We start from the raw sequence: 14,316 nt of genomic DNA on the forward strand, positions 1-14,316 counted from the left end.
TTGCTACACGCTTCCTTCAGACCCCGCCTCACGACGACGCCCTTGCGTTTCACTAGGCCTTCGCCCCATCAGGCTGGACAGGGAACTTGCACCCCCAAGCTGTTGCGCATGCTCGGCGCACAAAAAATGGCCGCTTGCGCGGCCGTAAGGAGGGGTGGGTCGGTCAGTACTCAGGCTACGGCCACTTTCTTAATCTAGACTTAAGCAATCACGACGCACCTGTTTCCTTCGGTTACAACGAACGACTCAACGCAGCGCCTCGCTATAACGATCCCGCAACGGAATAAGCGTCACCAGCGCGACAGCACATCCGAACATCACGTAATAGCAGATGGAAAGCGCATCGCCCGTGCTCATGGTCAGCCAACTGACGATCGCTGGCGCAAAGCCGCCGAAGATCATCACCGCGACGTTGTAGCTGACCGAGATCCCCGTCGATCGCACGCTCGACGGCAACAACTCGGAGATAAACGCCGGATAACAGCCTTGAAAGATGCCGAGATAAGTCATCAAAAGCGCCTGGCAAACGACCAGCACCGGCAAAACCGGATGCGCCGTCAGCACCGCGAAAATCGGATACGCAGTCACGAGCGCGAGAATCAGCGCCGTCATCATCAGCTTCTTGCGTCCGATACGATCCGACAGCCTGCCGAAGATCGGGCAGCACACGAGATACACGAGCGCGCCGATCGTCGAACTGATCAGGCCGTCGGTCAGCGCCATATGCAGCACGCGCGTCGCGTGCGTCGGCAGATACAGCAGAAAGATGTAGGTGCCGATGCTCCCGAATACCGTCAGTCCGAAACCCGCGAGCACGGGCATCCAGTGCTTGGTCGCGGTATCGCGGATCGGGCGCGTGGTCAGTTCGTCGTTCGCGGCTTTTTCGACGAACACCGGCGATTCATCGAGCTTCGAGCGCAGATACAGCCCGACCGGCACGATCAACAGCCCGATTACGAACGGCACGCGCCAGCCCCAGCTATTCAGATGCTCCGGACTCAGCGTGCGCGTCAGCACCGCGCCGAAGAACGATCCGGCGAGACTCGCGGCGGCCTGCGCGACCATCTGAAAACTGCCGAAATAACCGCGCCGGTTGGACGGCGCGTATTCGACGAGAAACGCCGTCGCGCAGCCCACTTCGCCGCCCGCCGAAAAGCCTTGGATCAGCCGCCCGAGCAGCATCAGCAAAGGCGCGGCGATGCCGATGGCCGCGTACGTCGGCGCAAACGCGATGATCGCGATGCCGACCGCCATCAACGAGTTGGTGAGCGTCAGCGCCGACTTCCGTCCGACGCGATCCGCCACCGCGCCGAGCACGATGCCGCCCAGCGGCCGCGTCAGAAAGCCGACGCCGAAGGTCGCCCAGGTCGCGAGCAGCGAGATGGTCGGATTCGTCGCGGGGAAATACAGCTTCGAAATGATCACGGCGAAGAAGCCGTACACCATGAAGTCGAACCATTCGAGCGCGTTGCCGATAGTCGATACCACGATGGCGCGGCGGCCGGACAAGGTCAGCGCGGCATCGCGCGCGGCCGCATGGGATGCAGGTAGGACGGTGCTCATCGAGTGCGCTCCGTTGGTGTGGACGAGGCAAACATTCGGAGCCTACGCCCGACTGAAATAAGAAAACAAATAATTTGATGCGGATGATTAAGGGTAAACCCTCGTCATCGCGCGATTCAAGCCACAGCCGCTGTCCCGTTGACTAATCGCATCGTGATGACCGGTGTTCCTGCGCATGAAAAAGAAGATGAATGACCGACAGCAATGCGCGTGTATGCTCCAACACGAAATTCAACCGAATGTTTCAAACCTGCTTAAACGCATAGCGTTTGCGGGTTGATTAGGCACCCTGACAACCTGAAAATTGCCGAAAGTTTTCGAAATGTTGGGACGGGAGGGGTGGCCCGGCTCGTCGGATGCAAACGAAAACTTCGCGGCTTTTCAATCCGGGTCGTCGTGATCCGTCTCATCGTCTGGAGCAACACATGCAACAACGTCAGTCCCGCTTCTTCCGTCTCATTTCCGCCACGGCTGCCGCGAGCGTGGCCGTGCTGGCCATATCCGCCGCACAGGCGCAGCCCGCCGCGAGCGCGCCGCAAGCCGCCAGCGTCGTCGGCGTGGGCGATGCAGCCGCAGTGAACCTCACCGCGAAGATCACCAAGATCATGGCGGACACCAACAGCGTCGAAGTGAAGGGTCCGAAGGGCAATCTGGTCGTCATCGACGTCAATCCGTCGGTCGCCGACGTGAAGAAGCTGAAGGTGGGCGACGACGTGAACGTCGCGTATCGCAGCGCGCTGCTGATGTCCGCCGACAAGGTCGATCCGAAGGGCGTCGAATCGCGTGTGAGCGCCGAGCAGACTCAACCGGCATCGAACGGTGTGGTCGTGAAGACGAAGGGCGTGCAAGTGGTCGCGGTGATCCAGCAGATCGACGCGAAGTCGCGCGAAGTGACGCTCTCCACGCCGAAGCGCACCGTCACGCTGCAGGTTCAGCCGGACATTCAGCTCGACAAGTTCAAGGTCGGCGACAGCGTGATGGCGACGTATCTCGCGGCGGAAGCCATCGACGTGACGCGTAACGGCAAGCTCGTGAAGTAAGCATCGATCGGGCGCAACAGATTGTTTCGTGTTGCGTGACGAGCATGGCCGGGCAGGCCGGCCATGCTTCCGTTCAAGTCGCGCGCGGCATTCGACATCGCGAAATATGGTTTTGACGGCCGTCCCAAAAAAATCACGCCCTACAATCGGTTCCCCTGAGAACCACGATGTCATTCGCCCCGCCATGAACAACATGAAACTCTGGCTTGCCGCGCTCTCGCTGATGTCCTTCGGCGTGGTGTCGGAAGCACAGGAATCGCTCGAATACAAGCGCGCCCAGCAGGCGCAGCAACCGCAGGAGCGCGCGGTGCAGAGCCTCACGCGCGAGCAGCAGGAAGCGCTCGACAAGCAGGATCAGGCGATCGCGCAGGTCGCGCTCGACATCGTCATAATGATCGATGCCGACAAGGTCGGCGAAGTATGGGACAACGCGTCGCTGATCGGAAAGAAGGTGATCACGCGCGACGATTTCATCGCCAAGGTCGCGCACGATCGCGGCGCCCTGGGCGCGCCTGGCATGCGCATGCCGATGGGCCTGCGTTATCTGCGATACGACGGCACCGGCAACATGCCGGCCGGCGCGTTCGTCAACGTGGCATTCGATACGCAATTCGCCAACGCGCCGCAGTCCTCGCGCGAGATGGTCACGTTCATGCTCGGTCAGGACAACATCTGGCGTTTCGTGGGTTACGCGATCTCCGCTGATCGTCGTCCGGCGCGCTCACATATTCGTCCACGAAGTACACCACCCGCGTCCCGCCACCAGCTTGTCAGCGAATAGCGTGCAGCCGCTCCACGCATCGGTCGACTTGCCCTGAAACAGCGAACAGGTCGCGCAGGTCTGACCGTCGGCGAAGCCGGCGTTCTTCGACTTGTCCATTTTCGATGCGTCTTCCGTATAGGCGACGGCTTTCGCAGCCGGATCGGCGACGCTCAGATGCGGCGCGTCGGCTTCGGCTCGCGCGAGCCAGAGCGACGCACCCATGCCGATACTGCCGATCACGAACTGACGGCGCGATGCTTTCATGTCGTATGTCTTCCGTTTTTGTATGTGGGGAGGCGGCGCGCGCATCGACGGCGATTCGACCGCAAGCGCGCCATCGGAACGATACGCCGAGCCGGACGTACGCGCTTCGGGATAGACGACGCCAAGCGCACGCCCGGTCGCTTTTCTGCGCTCAGCAAATGAGCAACTTCTTGCAACGTGCTTTCTACGCCCTTTATTTCGCTTGTCGCGTGCGCGCGCCTGCCGTAAATCAGGTCAGTACGCTGTGCAATCTGAATGATGAACCCCGCGGCGCCCCGGCTGCGGATCTTTTCGAAGGAGCAAGACGGTGACTGGAACAGATTGGCTTTTGGCCGGCATCTACATGGCCGCGCTGGTGGGCGGCTCGCTTTGCATGAGCGCGCTCGCGCGCCGGAGCTTGATCAAGCTGAAGGAGAAAGGTCACTGAGCAGCGCGCGGCGATGCGCGCCTTGAATCGCGCGCCGGGAACAAGCGAAGGCTTCGCTTTCCCGGCGCGTTTTCTGCGTCGATGCGGAGTCAACGCCGCATCGACTTAACATCAATGAAACAGCTTCGCGGCCTGTGTGATCGTATTGGTCACGCCCCACGCCAAGCGGAATCAGCACATACAGCCAGAACAGCACCAGCAGTCCCTTGTTGGACGAGCCGCCTTGGTATTCGTTGTTCATATCGGTCTCCTCGATCAGGCGGTTTGCATGTGATGCTTCTCGTGCACGCGCGACACGAGCAGATTGCAGACGAAGCCCACCACCAGCAGCGACGCTATGATGTGCAGCGTCATCGTGTAGGCATCCGCGCCGGTCACGCCGTGCGCGACCTGATACGCGCGCACGTAGTTCACCACCACCGGTCCCGCGATCCCCGCCGCCGCCCACGCCGTCAACAGACGTCCGTGAATGCCGCCGACGAAGGCCGTGCCGAACATGTCCGCGAGATAGGCCGGAATGGTCGCGAAGCCGCCGCCGTACATCGACAGGATGATGCCGTACGCCAGCACGAACAACGCGATGCTTCCCGACTGCGCGAACTGCGGCACGAGGAAATACAGGATCGCGCCGAGCACGAAGAAAATGAAGTACGTATTCTTGCGCCCGACCCAGTCCGATGCCGATGCCCACACGAAGAGCGTCTGCCCATGTTGAACAGCGACAGCAGCCCGACGAAGCCCGCCGCCGCGCCCGCCGTGATGGTCGACTTGAAGCTCTCCTGGATCATCACCGACGCCTACCCCAGCACGCCGATGCCCGCCGTCACGTTCAGGAACAGCACCAGCCACAGCAGATAGAACTGCGGCGTCTTGAGCGCCTGATCGATATGCACGTGGTTCTTCGTGATCATCTTGTTGGCCGTCGCCGGCGGCGTCCAGCCGGCCGGCTTCCAGTCGGCGGGCGGAATGCGGATGGCGAGCGCGCCGATGGTCATCGAGATGAAATAGAGCACGCCGAGCACGACGAAGGTCTCGGCCACGCCGACGCTGGTCGCGCTCTTGAAGTGGTTCATCAGCGCGACGGAGCCGGGCGCGGCGATCATCGCGCCGCCGCCGAAGCCCATGATCGCCATGCCGGTCGCCATGCCGCGACGGTCCGGAAACCAGCGGATCAGCGTCGACACCGGCGACACGTAACCCAGCCCCAGCCCGATGCCGCCGATCACGCCATAGCCGAGATACAGCAGCACGATCTGATGCAGGTAGACGCCGAGCGCCGATACCAGAAAGCCGCCGCCGAAGCAGCAGGCGGCGGTAAACATCGTGCGTCGCGGGCCGACCTTTTCGAGCCACTTGCCGGCGAACGCCGCCGACAGACCGAGGAACACGATCGCCAGCGAAAAGATCCAGCCGAGCGTGGTCAGCGACCAGTCGTCGGGCGCGGACTGGGTGATGCCGACGATCTTCGTCAACGGCGCGTTGAACACCGAAAACGCATAGGCCTGCCCGATGCATAAATGGACCGCGAGCGCGGCGGGCGGCACCATCCAGCGTGAAAAGCCGGGTCGGGCGATCGTCGCTTCTTTCGAAAAGAAGCCGTGCGGGCCAGGCGCGGCCCCTTGATTAATGGTGCTGTTCATCGTGGTCTCCGTGGCGCGCCGGTAGTCTGGGCGTGGCGCGCTCATCTCTTTGCTTTGGTGTGGCCGTGCGCGATGTGCGGCGCAGCAGTCCGCCGCTCCGTACCTGCAACGATGGGACATATTCGAATGCCGATACGCAACGGTTGGGCCTCAACATAGACAAGTGCGATGCGCTTGGCAATATGAATGGTCGTGCCATAAGCAATTGCCCGTATGTCGCGCGTAAGCCTGTCCAGAATCCCGCGCTTTCCGAGGCGCGATTCTCTGTATCGCATCGCTACAGCGGGACACAGGTGTTTCGAATGTGAACAGCATCGACAAGTGCATGCTGCGGCGCGCCAATCGTCGAATCAGAATCGCGCGCCTATATGCGGCAATGCTTTGCGCGCTTCCCCTTCGTATACAACGCGCGATGGCACGAAACTCGCATACAAAGGCACGCGGCGGCGAGCAACCCGCGAAACTCGATTGCGCCGCCCGTTCACGTCGACATGCGAGGAGCACATAGAGATGAATCACGCAGAGATGCAGTTCCTGAGCACCGAGTACCCGTACAAGAAGCAATACGGCAACTTCATTGGCGGCAAGTGGGTCGCGCCTTTGGGCGGTGAGTATTTCGACAACATTTCGCCGATCACGGGCGAACCGTTCACGTCGATCGCGCGCTCGCGCGAAGCCGACATCGAAGCCGCGCTGGATGCCGCGCACGCCGCCAAGACCGCGTGGGGCAATACGGCCGTCGCCGATCGTGCGAACGTGCTGATGAAGATCGCCGATCGCATGGAGCAGAATCTGGCGCGTCTGGCCGTCGCCGAATCGATTGACAACGGCAAGCCGCTGCGCGAGACGATGGCCGCCGATATCCTGCTGGCGATCGACCATCTGCGCTACTTCGCGAGCGCCGCGCGTACGCAGGAAGGCGGCATCTCCGAGATCGATCACGATACGGTCGCGTATCACTTCCACGAGCCGCTCGGCGTGGTCGGCCAGATCATTCCGTGGAATTTCCCGATCCTGATGGCGATCTGGAAGCTCGCGCCCGCGCTCGCCGCCGGCAATTGCGTCGTGCTGAAGCCGGCCGAGCAGACGCCCGCGTCGATCATGGTGCTGATGGAAACCATCGGCGATCTGCTGCCGCCGGGCGTGATCAACGTGGTCAACGGCTTCGGGCTGGAAGCGGGCAAGCCGCTGGCATCGAACAAGCGCATCGCGAAGATCGCCTTCACGGGCGAGACGACGACCGGCCGCCTGATCATGCAGTACGCGAGCCAGAACCTGATTCCGGTCACGCTGGAACTGGGCGGCAAGAGCCCGAATATCTTCTTCGACGATGTGATGAGCGTCGACGACAGCTTCGTCGACAAGGCGCTCGAAGGCTTCACGATGTTCGCGCTGAATCAGGGCGAAGTGTGTACGTGTCCGTCGCGCGCGCTGATTCAGGAGTCGATCTACGAGCGCTTCATGGAGCGTGCGCTCAAGCGCGTCGCCGCCATTCAGCAAGGCCATCCGCTCGACAGCAAGACGATGATCGGCGCTCAGGCATCGCAGGAGCAGCTGGAAAAGATCCTGTCGTATATCGATCTCGGCAAGCAGGAAGGCGCGGAATGCCTGAGCGGCGGCGAACGCAATCCGCTCGACGGCGAATTGAAGAACGGCTACTACATCAAGCCGACGGTCTTCAAGGGCAACAACAAGATGCGCATCTTCCAGGAGGAAATCTTCGGGCCGGTGCTGTCCGTCACGACCTTCAAGACCGAAGAGGAAGCGCTCGAAATCGCCAACGATACGCTCTACGGTCTGGGCGCGGGCGTGTGGACGCGCGACGGCACGCGCGCGTATCGCTTCGGCCGTGCGATTCAGGCGGGCCGCGTGTGGACCAACTGCTATCACGCGTATCCGGCGCATGCGGCGTTCGGCGGCTACAAGCAGTCGGGCATCGGCCGCGAGAATCACAAGATGATGCTCGATCACTATCAGCAGACGAAGAACATGCTCGTCAGCTATAGCGACAAGCCGCTCGGCTTCTTCTGATCGCCGACGATGCAAACGAGCCGCCGCGTATGACATGCGGCGGCTTTTTGTCTTTTAACGCGACGGGGACATCATGAGCGAAGAAGAGGTATTACGCGTCACGGCGACGCCTGCCGCACTCGAACTGATCGGCAAGCTCCGCGCGGAACACGGCGAAATCCTGTTGCATCAATCCGGCGGATGTTGCGACGGCAGCGCGCCGATGTGCTTTCCGGTCAACGAATTCATGGTCGGCGGATCGGACGTGAAGTTGGGCGAAATCGGCGGCGTGCCGTTCTATATGACCGAATCGCAGTTCGAGTACTGGCAGCACACGCAACTGATCATCGATGCAGTGCCGGGCAACGGCGGCATGTTTTCACTGGAGCGGCCTTCGGGATTGCGCTTTCTCACGCGTTCGCGTCTGTATAGCGACGACGAGAACGCGTGGCTCGAACAGCATCCGGTCGAGCATGTGCAGTAGCGTTGTCAGTTCCAGTGGGGCGGGCGTTTCTCGATGAACGCCTGCGTCCCTTCCAGCGTGTCGTCTCCATCATGTTGCAGGCCATCGTCTCCGATGCCAGCGCATAAGCCTGCTCGATCCCGGTTTCGAGCTGCCGATAGAACAATCCCTTGCCCGCCGCGACCGCCGCGCGCGGCTTGGCGGCGATGTTCGCGGTAAGCGTCCGCAGCGCGTCGTCGAGTTCACCGGGCGATGCCACGCGATTCACGAGCCCGCGCTCCTTCGCCGTTTGCGCATCGATGAAATCGCCGGTGACGAGCATTTCGAAGGCCGCCTTGCGCGACACGTTGCGCGTGAGCGGCGACGCTCGGCGTCGCGCAGAACAGCCCGAGATTGACACCTGATACCGCGAAACGCGCCTCGCTCGATGCCACCGCGAGATCGCACATCGCGACCAGTTGACAACCCGCCGCCGTCGCGATGCCATGCACGCGCGCGATGACCGGCTGCGGCATGCGCTGGATCGTGAGCATCATGCGCGAGCAACGCGCGAACAGGTCGCGGTAGTAATCGACACCAGGCGCGGCGCGCATTTCCTTGAGATCGTGTCCGGCGCAGAACGCGCGGCCAGCACCCGAGAGCACGACCACGCGCGCATCGGATGCGGCGACGTCCTGCAGCGCGCGCTCCAGTGCATCGAGCATGGCTTCGGACAGCGCGTTGAACGCTTCGGGACGATTCAGCGTGAGGCCGACCGCGCCGCGTACATCGTGAAGATCGCGTTCGATCAGAACCAGATCGCTCATGACAATGTTCTCCTTCAGACGTCGATGGCGGCGACCGAGCCCGCGCGCTTGCGCAACTCGAACTTCTGGATCTTGCCGGTGGATGTCTTCGGCAATTCGCAGAACTCGACCGCGCGCGGCACCTTGAAACCGGCGAGATGCTGCTTGCAATGCGCGATCAGTTCTTCCGCCGTGGCCTGCGCGCCGTTCTTCAGCTCGACGAAGGCGCACGGCGTTTCGCCCCAGCGCGCGTCGGGCTTGGCGACGACGGCGACCGCCATCACCGCCGGATGCCGGTACAGCACGTCCTCGACTTCGATGCTCGAAATATTCTCGCCTCCGGAAATGATGATGTCCTTGCTGCGATCCTTTATGCGCACATAACCATCCGGATACGCGACCGCCAGATCGCCGGTATGAAACCAGCCGCCGCGAAACGCTTCCTGCGTGGCGGCCGGATTCTTCAGATAACCCTTCATCGCGATATTGCCGCGAAACATGATCTTGCCGATAGTCTCGCCGTCGAGCGGAACGGGTTCCATGCTGAGCGGATCGCGCACGCTGACGGCGTCCTGCAAGTGATAACGCACGCCTTGCCGCGCATTGAGCCGCGCGCGTTCGCCGATATCCAGCGCGCTCCGTTCGGCCTGCTGCGCGCAGACGGTGGCCGGGCCGTAGACTTCGGTCAGGCCGTACACATGCGTGAGTTCGAAGCCCATGCGCTCCATGCCTTCGATCATCGCGGCGGGCGGTGCGGCGCCCGCGACCATCGCGCGGACGGTGTGGGTGATGCCGGCCTTGACGTCTTCCGGCGCGTTCACCAGCAGGTTATGCACGATCGGCGCGCCGCAGTAATGCGTGACGCCTTCGTTGCGGATCAACTCGAAGATGGCCTTCGCATCGACGCGGCGCAGACAGACGTTCACGCCCGCGTGCGCCGCGACCGTCCACGGAAAGCACCAGCCGTTGCAATGGAACATCGGCAGGGTCCAGAGATACACCGCGTGCTTGGGCATGTCCCATTCGAGCACGTTGCTGATCGCGTTCGTGTACGCACCGCGATGGTGATAGACCACGCCCTTCGGATTGCTCGTCGTGCCCGAGGTGTAGTTTAGGCAGATCGCGTTCCATTCGTCCGATGGCGTCTGCCAAGCATAGTCCGGATCGCCCGATGCAAGCAGCGCCTCGTATTCGATTTCGCCGATGCGTTCGCCATCGCCGGTGTATTGCGGATCGTCGACGTCGATCACGATGATCGGCTGCGGCACGTTCTCCAGCGCATCGCTCAACGCCGGAGAACTCGCGATCGACCAGCACTACCTTGGCTTCGCCGTGCGTGAGCATGAAGCCGAGCGTGGCGGCATCGAGCCGCGTGTTCAGCGTGTTAAGGACCGCGCCCGTCATGGGCACGCCGAAATGCGCTTCCACCATTTCCGGCGTGTTCGGCAGCATGGCCGCCACCGTATCGCCGATGCCGATCCCGCGCGCGACCAGCGCCGAGGCGAGCCGCCGCGCGCGCTCGTAGGTTTGCGCCCAATTGCGCCGCACGCCGCCATGCACGACGGCGGGGCGCATCGGATACACCGACGTCGCGCGCTCGATAAACGTCAGCGGCGTGAGCACCGCGAAGTTGGCGTCGGTTTTCGGCAGGCTTTCGTCGTACATGCTCGTTGTCATCGTCTCTCCCGTTGCGTTCTGATGTCGCCTTACGGAACGTATCTTACGCGCGACTGACAGGCCGCAGCCAATTGACGATCATCGCGTCTTGCCGACGCAGACGCTTGCACTGCTCGATATCTCGTAATCAACGGAAATCGCGCTGCGCGCCCGATGCGTCAACTCGGGCGGCATGCACGCGTTAATGACGGCACTGCTCGCGCGAACCGATCCGCGTTGTGCGGGCAGTCGGATCAATCTTGCAATTTAGTAAGGGTAACGATATGAAACGCATCGCCGCTGCATTGACATTCGCCGGTCTCGCGCTGACCGCCGCCATCGCGATGGCGCAAATGAATCACTACGATTTCGGCCCGGCCCAGCAGATGATCGACCAGACGCTCGGGCGCATCGAAAACATGCGCCGCGACGGTCATGACCAGTTCGACGGGCACGCGCTCAAGGCCGAGGAATTGCTGCGTCAGGCAAAGGCCGAGTTGAACGCGGCAGCGGAATATCGCGCGCGTCGCTAAGCCATGCGTTTGCCGCCACGTCCTTGATGACGGGCGCGGCGGCTTGCTGCATCAAGGCTTGTCGTCGAGCTTCACCGCGAAACCGCGCTGAACGCCGGGCCGCTCGAACAGCGCGTCATACCAGCGCTTGACGTTGGGAAATTCGTCGAGCGAAACCTGATGCCGTTCGTGCCGCCATGCCCAACCGAGAATCGCGAAATCGGCCACGGACAGCGCGCCCGCCACGTATTCCACCTGGCTCAGACGCGTATCGAGCACGCGATACAAACGGCGCGTCTCGTTCGAATATCGCTCCAGCCCGTAACGGCGATCCGCTTCCGCTTCGACCGCGCGGAAGTGATGCACTTGTCCGGGCATCGGGCCGAAGCCGCCCATTTGCCACATCAGCCATTCCAGTACCGGCACGCGTTCGCGCAACGTCGCGGGCAAAAATTGGCCGGTCTTTTCGCCGAGATAGAGCAGGATCGCGCCGGATTCGAACACACTGATCGGCGCGCCCTCGGGACCATCGGAATCGACGATGGTCGGAATGCGGTTGTTCGGGCTGATGCGCAGAAAATCCGCCGCGTGCTGCTCGCCTTTGGTGATATTCACCGTCTTGACGCTATACGGCAGGCCCATTTCTTCGAGCGCGACGCTGATCTTGCGTCCGTTCGGCGTGTCCCACGTATGAAGTTCGATGCTCATGGTGTCGATGGATAATCAGCTGAGCGGCGGCGCGACGTGACGCTGAAAGCCGGGCCGCGAGCCGAGTTTCGCGTACCAGCGTTCGAGATCGGGCAAGGGCGTGCGTTGTACGTCGGGCATGCCGAACCAGCGCCGCGCATAGGCGCCGACGACGAGATCGGCCAGCATGAGGCATCGGCTTCGAGATAATCGCGGCCTTTCAACTGCGAGTCGACGACGCGCCACAGCTTGTCGTTTTCGCGCGCGTGCGCTTCGAGTTGCGCGGTATCGCGTTCGGCGGGCGGCGTGCGGATGGTGCCCCAGAACAGCGGGCGCTCGGCGGGCTGCAAGGTCGAAAGCGTCCAGTCGAGCCAGCGATCCACGCTCGCGCGATGCTTCGGCGCGGCGGGGTAGATGGTGTGATCGGGCGCGTATTGCATCGCGAGATAACGCAGGATCGAGTTCGACTCCCACAGCGTGAAGTCGCCGTCGACAAGCGTGGGCACCTTGCCCATCGGGTTCATCGCGAGATAGTCGGGCGCGGTGTTGCGGCCGAACTGCATGCCCGCGTCGATGCGGTCATACGCGAGATCGAGTTCCTTGCAGCACCACAGCACCTTCTGCACGTTGACCGAGTTGACGCGGCCCCAGATGGTCAGCATTCGCCGAATCCTCCACAGGTAGAATCGTTGGGAACTGCGTGAAGGATAACCGCTAAGCGCTTAACGGGCCTTTCAGCCGGCCCACAGATTCGGCACGACGGTCGATGAAAACCCCGAGACGAACTCCTTCGCGCGGCTCGTATCGCGATCGAATACGTGACGCTTCACGCGCCCGATATTGCCGCCGTACACATGGATGCTGATCGACACGCGATCGTCGAACACGTTGCGCACCTGATGCACGTCGTCGCCGCTCGGCGACACGCAATCGATATCGCCCTGTTCGAGTACGGCGATTTCGCTGGCGAGCATCGGCGTGCCGGCTTCGCGCATCTCGAAACGCGTCGCTTCTTCCGAGCCGCGCAGCATGCCGATCATGCCCCAGACGGTGTGATCGTGGATCGGCGTCTTCTGGCCCGGTCCCCACACGAAGCTCACCACGGAGAAGCGCTGCTTCGGATCGCAGTGCAGCAGATACTGCTGGTAATACTCGGGATGCGGCTTGGCGAAGGCATCCGGCAGCCAGTCGTCGGATTCGAGCAGACGCGCCATCGGCGCGCGCATGCTGTCGAGCACGACGGTTTCGGGCACGCCGTCACGGACGATATCGGTTGCTTCGCTGACGAAATCGCGCAAGCGCGAAATGCTCATGTCGGTCTCCTGTCACGTTTTAAGTTCGATGCGGTTCAGCCTTCCTCTTTGTGCGATGCGGCGCGCGACGGACGCGCGCGTTGTTGTCGGACGGGCGTAGCCGGTGTGCGCGGCATGCCGAGCGACGCGAGTTCCTCGATGGTCACTTCGCCGAAGCGCTGCACGCAGTCCGCCGAACGGCCAAGATTCTCGGGATGCACGCGCCAGATATGCGGCATCGGCATAAAGTCGGCGAGATCGATGCGCTGCAACTGCGACGCATACTGGCTCGACTCCAGCATGCTTTCCGGCACGAAGCCGAGACCCGCGCCGCGCGCGACCAGGCCGAGTTTCTGTTCGGTGCCGAAGGTCGCGATCTTGACCGAGAACGGCAGGCCCTGATCGCTGAAGGCGCGCCGCAGCAAATCGCGGAAGCCGCATCCTTCGGGGCTGAGCACCCATTCCATGCCGTGCAGTTCGGCAAGCCGCTTGCGTCCGCTGACCGCGCCTTTTTGCGCGACCACGACCATCGGCAATACGCCGATCGACGATGCCGCCATGCCCGACTCGAAGCGCGTGCCTTCGGGCAGCACGGCGATGGCTGCATCGACCGCGGATTCGCGCAGCCGCGTGATGACTTCGGTGCTCCATCCCGACGCGACTTCGATCTGCACGTCGGGATATTCGCGACGCAATTCGGGCACGGCATCGAGCAGCGCGAGTTCCGCCAGCACTTCGGCGACACCCAGCCGCAGACGGCCCGACGGCGCGGCATCCTCGCGCACCAGTTCCTCGATCAGCTCGATATCCCGCACGACGTTGATGCACAGCTCGTACACGCGCCGCCCGACCTGCGTGGGACGGCTCGGCTTCACATTGCGGTCGAGCAGCACTACGCCCAGATCCTTTTCCAGGCTCTGCACGCGCCGCGTGATGGCGGGCTGCCGCGTCAGCAGCGCTTCGGCCGCGCCCGTGATCGACGCTTGACGCACCACCGCGACGAATGCATGGATGTCTTCCAGTTTCATCTTGTTCGCTCCGGCGTCCGGCTCTCGGCGGCCTTGTTGGTGTCCATGCGCAGTGTCGGTCCTAGGCTCTGTTCACATTTGAAGAAATGTGTTTACATCTCATCTTTTGCGTAAGCGATCAAGATGAGTCGAATGTTGCTGACCGATGAGATATGGGGACGACTGGAGTCCATTGTTCCGGGTAAG

The 14,316-nt window shown here is 62.3% G+C and carries 11 protein-coding genes and 4 pseudogenes; 5 read left to right on the top strand and 10 right to left on the bottom strand.

Annotated features, from left to right (window positions below; all coding sequences use genetic code 11):
• Positions 1 to 246 precede the first annotated feature (246 nt).
• Positions 247 to 1,563 (bottom strand): MFS transporter, encoded by a 1,317-nt coding sequence (locus BVER_RS21140; RefSeq protein WP_050454961.1) that lies wholly within the window; start codon positions 1,561 to 1,563, stop codon positions 247 to 249.
• Positions 1,564 to 1,988: 425 nt separating this feature from the next.
• On the opposite strand from BVER_RS21140, the gene BVER_RS21145 reads away from it, so the two are divergent.
• A complete protein-coding gene (locus BVER_RS21145; protein WP_083452288.1) occupies positions 1,989 to 2,603 on the top strand; it encodes a hypothetical protein in 615 nt (204 codons plus the stop codon).
• A 193-nt stretch (positions 2,604 to 2,796) separates the two neighbouring features.
• Positions 2,797 to 3,384 (top strand): DUF4019 domain-containing protein, encoded by a 588-nt coding sequence (locus tag BVER_RS21150; RefSeq protein ID WP_157056157.1) that lies wholly within the window; start codon positions 2,797 to 2,799, stop codon positions 3,382 to 3,384.
• On the opposite strand, the gene BVER_RS21155 is transcribed toward BVER_RS21150, so the two are convergent.
• The 3 genes and pseudogenes from BVER_RS21155 to BVER_RS21160 all read right to left on the bottom strand — a co-directional run bounded on the left by BVER_RS21155 (position 3,325) and on the right by BVER_RS21160 (position 5,697).
• Complete coding sequence (locus BVER_RS21155; protein ID WP_050454963.1) at positions 3,325 to 3,630, bottom strand: high-potential iron-sulfur protein; 306 nt, start codon at positions 3,628 to 3,630, stop codon at positions 3,325 to 3,327. The genes BVER_RS21150 and BVER_RS21155 overlap by 60 nt on opposite strands.
• Positions 3,631 to 4,031: 401 nt before the next feature.
• Positions 4,032 to 4,298 carry a hypothetical protein gene (locus BVER_RS34330; RefSeq protein WP_232316693.1) on the bottom strand — a complete coding sequence of 89 codons (267 nt, stop codon included), beginning with the start codon at positions 4,296 to 4,298 and terminating at the stop codon, positions 4,032 to 4,034.
• Between the two features lie 14 nt (positions 4,299 to 4,312).
• A pseudogene (locus BVER_RS21160) lies at positions 4,313 to 5,697 on the bottom strand (L-lactate MFS transporter).
• A gap of 510 nt (positions 5,698 to 6,207) precedes the next feature.
• On the opposite strand from BVER_RS21160, the gene adh reads away from it, so the two are divergent.
• Together adh and BVER_RS21175 are read left to right on the top strand one after the other, a co-directional pair.
• Positions 6,208 to 7,728 (top strand): aldehyde dehydrogenase, encoded by a 1,521-nt coding sequence (gene adh, locus BVER_RS21170; protein ID WP_050454965.1) that lies wholly within the window; start codon positions 6,208 to 6,210, stop codon positions 7,726 to 7,728.
• Positions 7,729 to 7,801: 73 nt separating this feature from the next.
• The gene (locus BVER_RS21175) at positions 7,802 to 8,191 is read left to right on the top strand and encodes a DUF779 domain-containing protein (RefSeq protein ID WP_050454966.1); all 390 of its coding nucleotides are present in this window, start codon (positions 7,802 to 7,804) and stop codon (positions 8,189 to 8,191) included.
• A gap of 5 nt (positions 8,192 to 8,196) precedes the next feature.
• Here BVER_RS21175 and BVER_RS21180 read toward each other — a convergent pair.
• Together BVER_RS21180 and BVER_RS21185 are read right to left on the bottom strand one after the other, a co-directional pair.
• Positions 8,197 to 8,976: pseudogene (locus BVER_RS21180) on the bottom strand (enoyl-CoA hydratase).
• A gap of 14 nt (positions 8,977 to 8,990) precedes the next feature.
• Positions 8,991 to 10,632: pseudogene (locus BVER_RS21185) on the bottom strand (acyl-CoA synthetase).
• 263 nt (positions 10,633 to 10,895) lie between these two features.
• Here BVER_RS21185 and BVER_RS21190 point away from each other — a divergent pair.
• Positions 10,896 to 11,144 (top strand): hypothetical protein, encoded by a 249-nt coding sequence (locus BVER_RS21190; protein WP_050454967.1) that lies wholly within the window; start codon positions 10,896 to 10,898, stop codon positions 11,142 to 11,144.
• Positions 11,145 to 11,195: 51 nt separating this feature from the next.
• Here the strand turns inward: BVER_RS21190 and BVER_RS21195 are convergent, their stop codons facing one another.
• The 4 genes and pseudogenes from BVER_RS21195 to BVER_RS21210 form a co-directional block, all read right to left on the bottom strand.
• Positions 11,196 to 11,831 (bottom strand): glutathione S-transferase family protein, encoded by a 636-nt coding sequence (locus tag BVER_RS21195; protein ID WP_050454968.1) that lies wholly within the window; start codon positions 11,829 to 11,831, stop codon positions 11,196 to 11,198.
• Positions 11,832 to 11,846: 15 nt separating this feature from the next.
• Positions 11,847 to 12,472: pseudogene (locus BVER_RS21200) on the bottom strand (glutathione S-transferase family protein).
• Positions 12,473 to 12,544: 72 nt separating this feature from the next.
• The gene (locus BVER_RS21205) at positions 12,545 to 13,123 is read right to left on the bottom strand and encodes a cysteine dioxygenase family protein (RefSeq protein ID WP_050454969.1); all 579 of its coding nucleotides are present in this window, start codon (positions 13,121 to 13,123) and stop codon (positions 12,545 to 12,547) included.
• Positions 13,124 to 13,158: 35 nt separating this feature from the next.
• On the bottom strand, positions 13,159 to 14,130 hold the full coding sequence (locus BVER_RS21210) for a LysR family transcriptional regulator (protein WP_050454970.1): 972 nt from the start codon (positions 14,128 to 14,130) through the stop codon (positions 13,159 to 13,161).
• Between the last annotated feature and the right edge of the window lie 186 nt (positions 14,131 to 14,316).

Source organism: Candidatus Burkholderia verschuerenii, from assembly GCF_001189365.1.
Lineage (GTDB): Bacteria > Pseudomonadota > Gammaproteobacteria > Burkholderiales > Burkholderiaceae > Caballeronia > Caballeronia verschuerenii.

Excerpts from the sequence above, each read along its gene's own strand:
- BVER_RS21210 (WP_050454970.1), bottom strand. The coding sequence starts at position 14,130 with ATGAAACTGGAAGACATCCATGCATTCGTCGCGGTGGTGCGTCAAGCG.
- BVER_RS21205 (WP_050454969.1), bottom strand. The coding sequence starts at position 13,123 with ATGAGCATTTCGCGCTTGCGCGATTTCGTCAGCGAAGCAACCGATATC.
- BVER_RS21150 (WP_157056157.1), top strand. The coding sequence starts at position 2,797 with ATGAAACTCTGGCTTGCCGCGCTCTCGCTGATGTCCTTCGGCGTGGTG.
- BVER_RS21145 (WP_083452288.1), top strand. The coding sequence starts at position 1,989 with ATGCAACAACGTCAGTCCCGCTTCTTCCGTCTCATTTCCGCCACGGCT.
- BVER_RS21155 (WP_050454963.1), bottom strand. The coding sequence starts at position 3,630 with ATGAAAGCATCGCGCCGTCAGTTCGTGATCGGCAGTATCGGCATGGGT.
- BVER_RS34330 (WP_232316693.1), bottom strand. The coding sequence starts at position 4,298 with ATGAACAACGAATACCAAGGCGGCTCGTCCAACAAGGGACTGCTGGTG.
- BVER_RS21140 (WP_050454961.1), bottom strand. The coding sequence starts at position 1,563 with ATGAGCACCGTCCTACCTGCATCCCATGCGGCCGCGCGCGATGCCGCG.
- adh (WP_050454965.1), top strand. The coding sequence starts at position 6,208 with ATGAATCACGCAGAGATGCAGTTCCTGAGCACCGAGTACCCGTACAAG.
- BVER_RS21190 (WP_050454967.1), top strand. The coding sequence starts at position 10,896 with ATGAAACGCATCGCCGCTGCATTGACATTCGCCGGTCTCGCGCTGACC.
- BVER_RS21175 (WP_050454966.1), top strand. The coding sequence starts at position 7,802 with ATGAGCGAAGAAGAGGTATTACGCGTCACGGCGACGCCTGCCGCACTC.
- BVER_RS21195 (WP_050454968.1), bottom strand. The coding sequence starts at position 11,831 with ATGAGCATCGAACTTCATACGTGGGACACGCCGAACGGACGCAAGATC.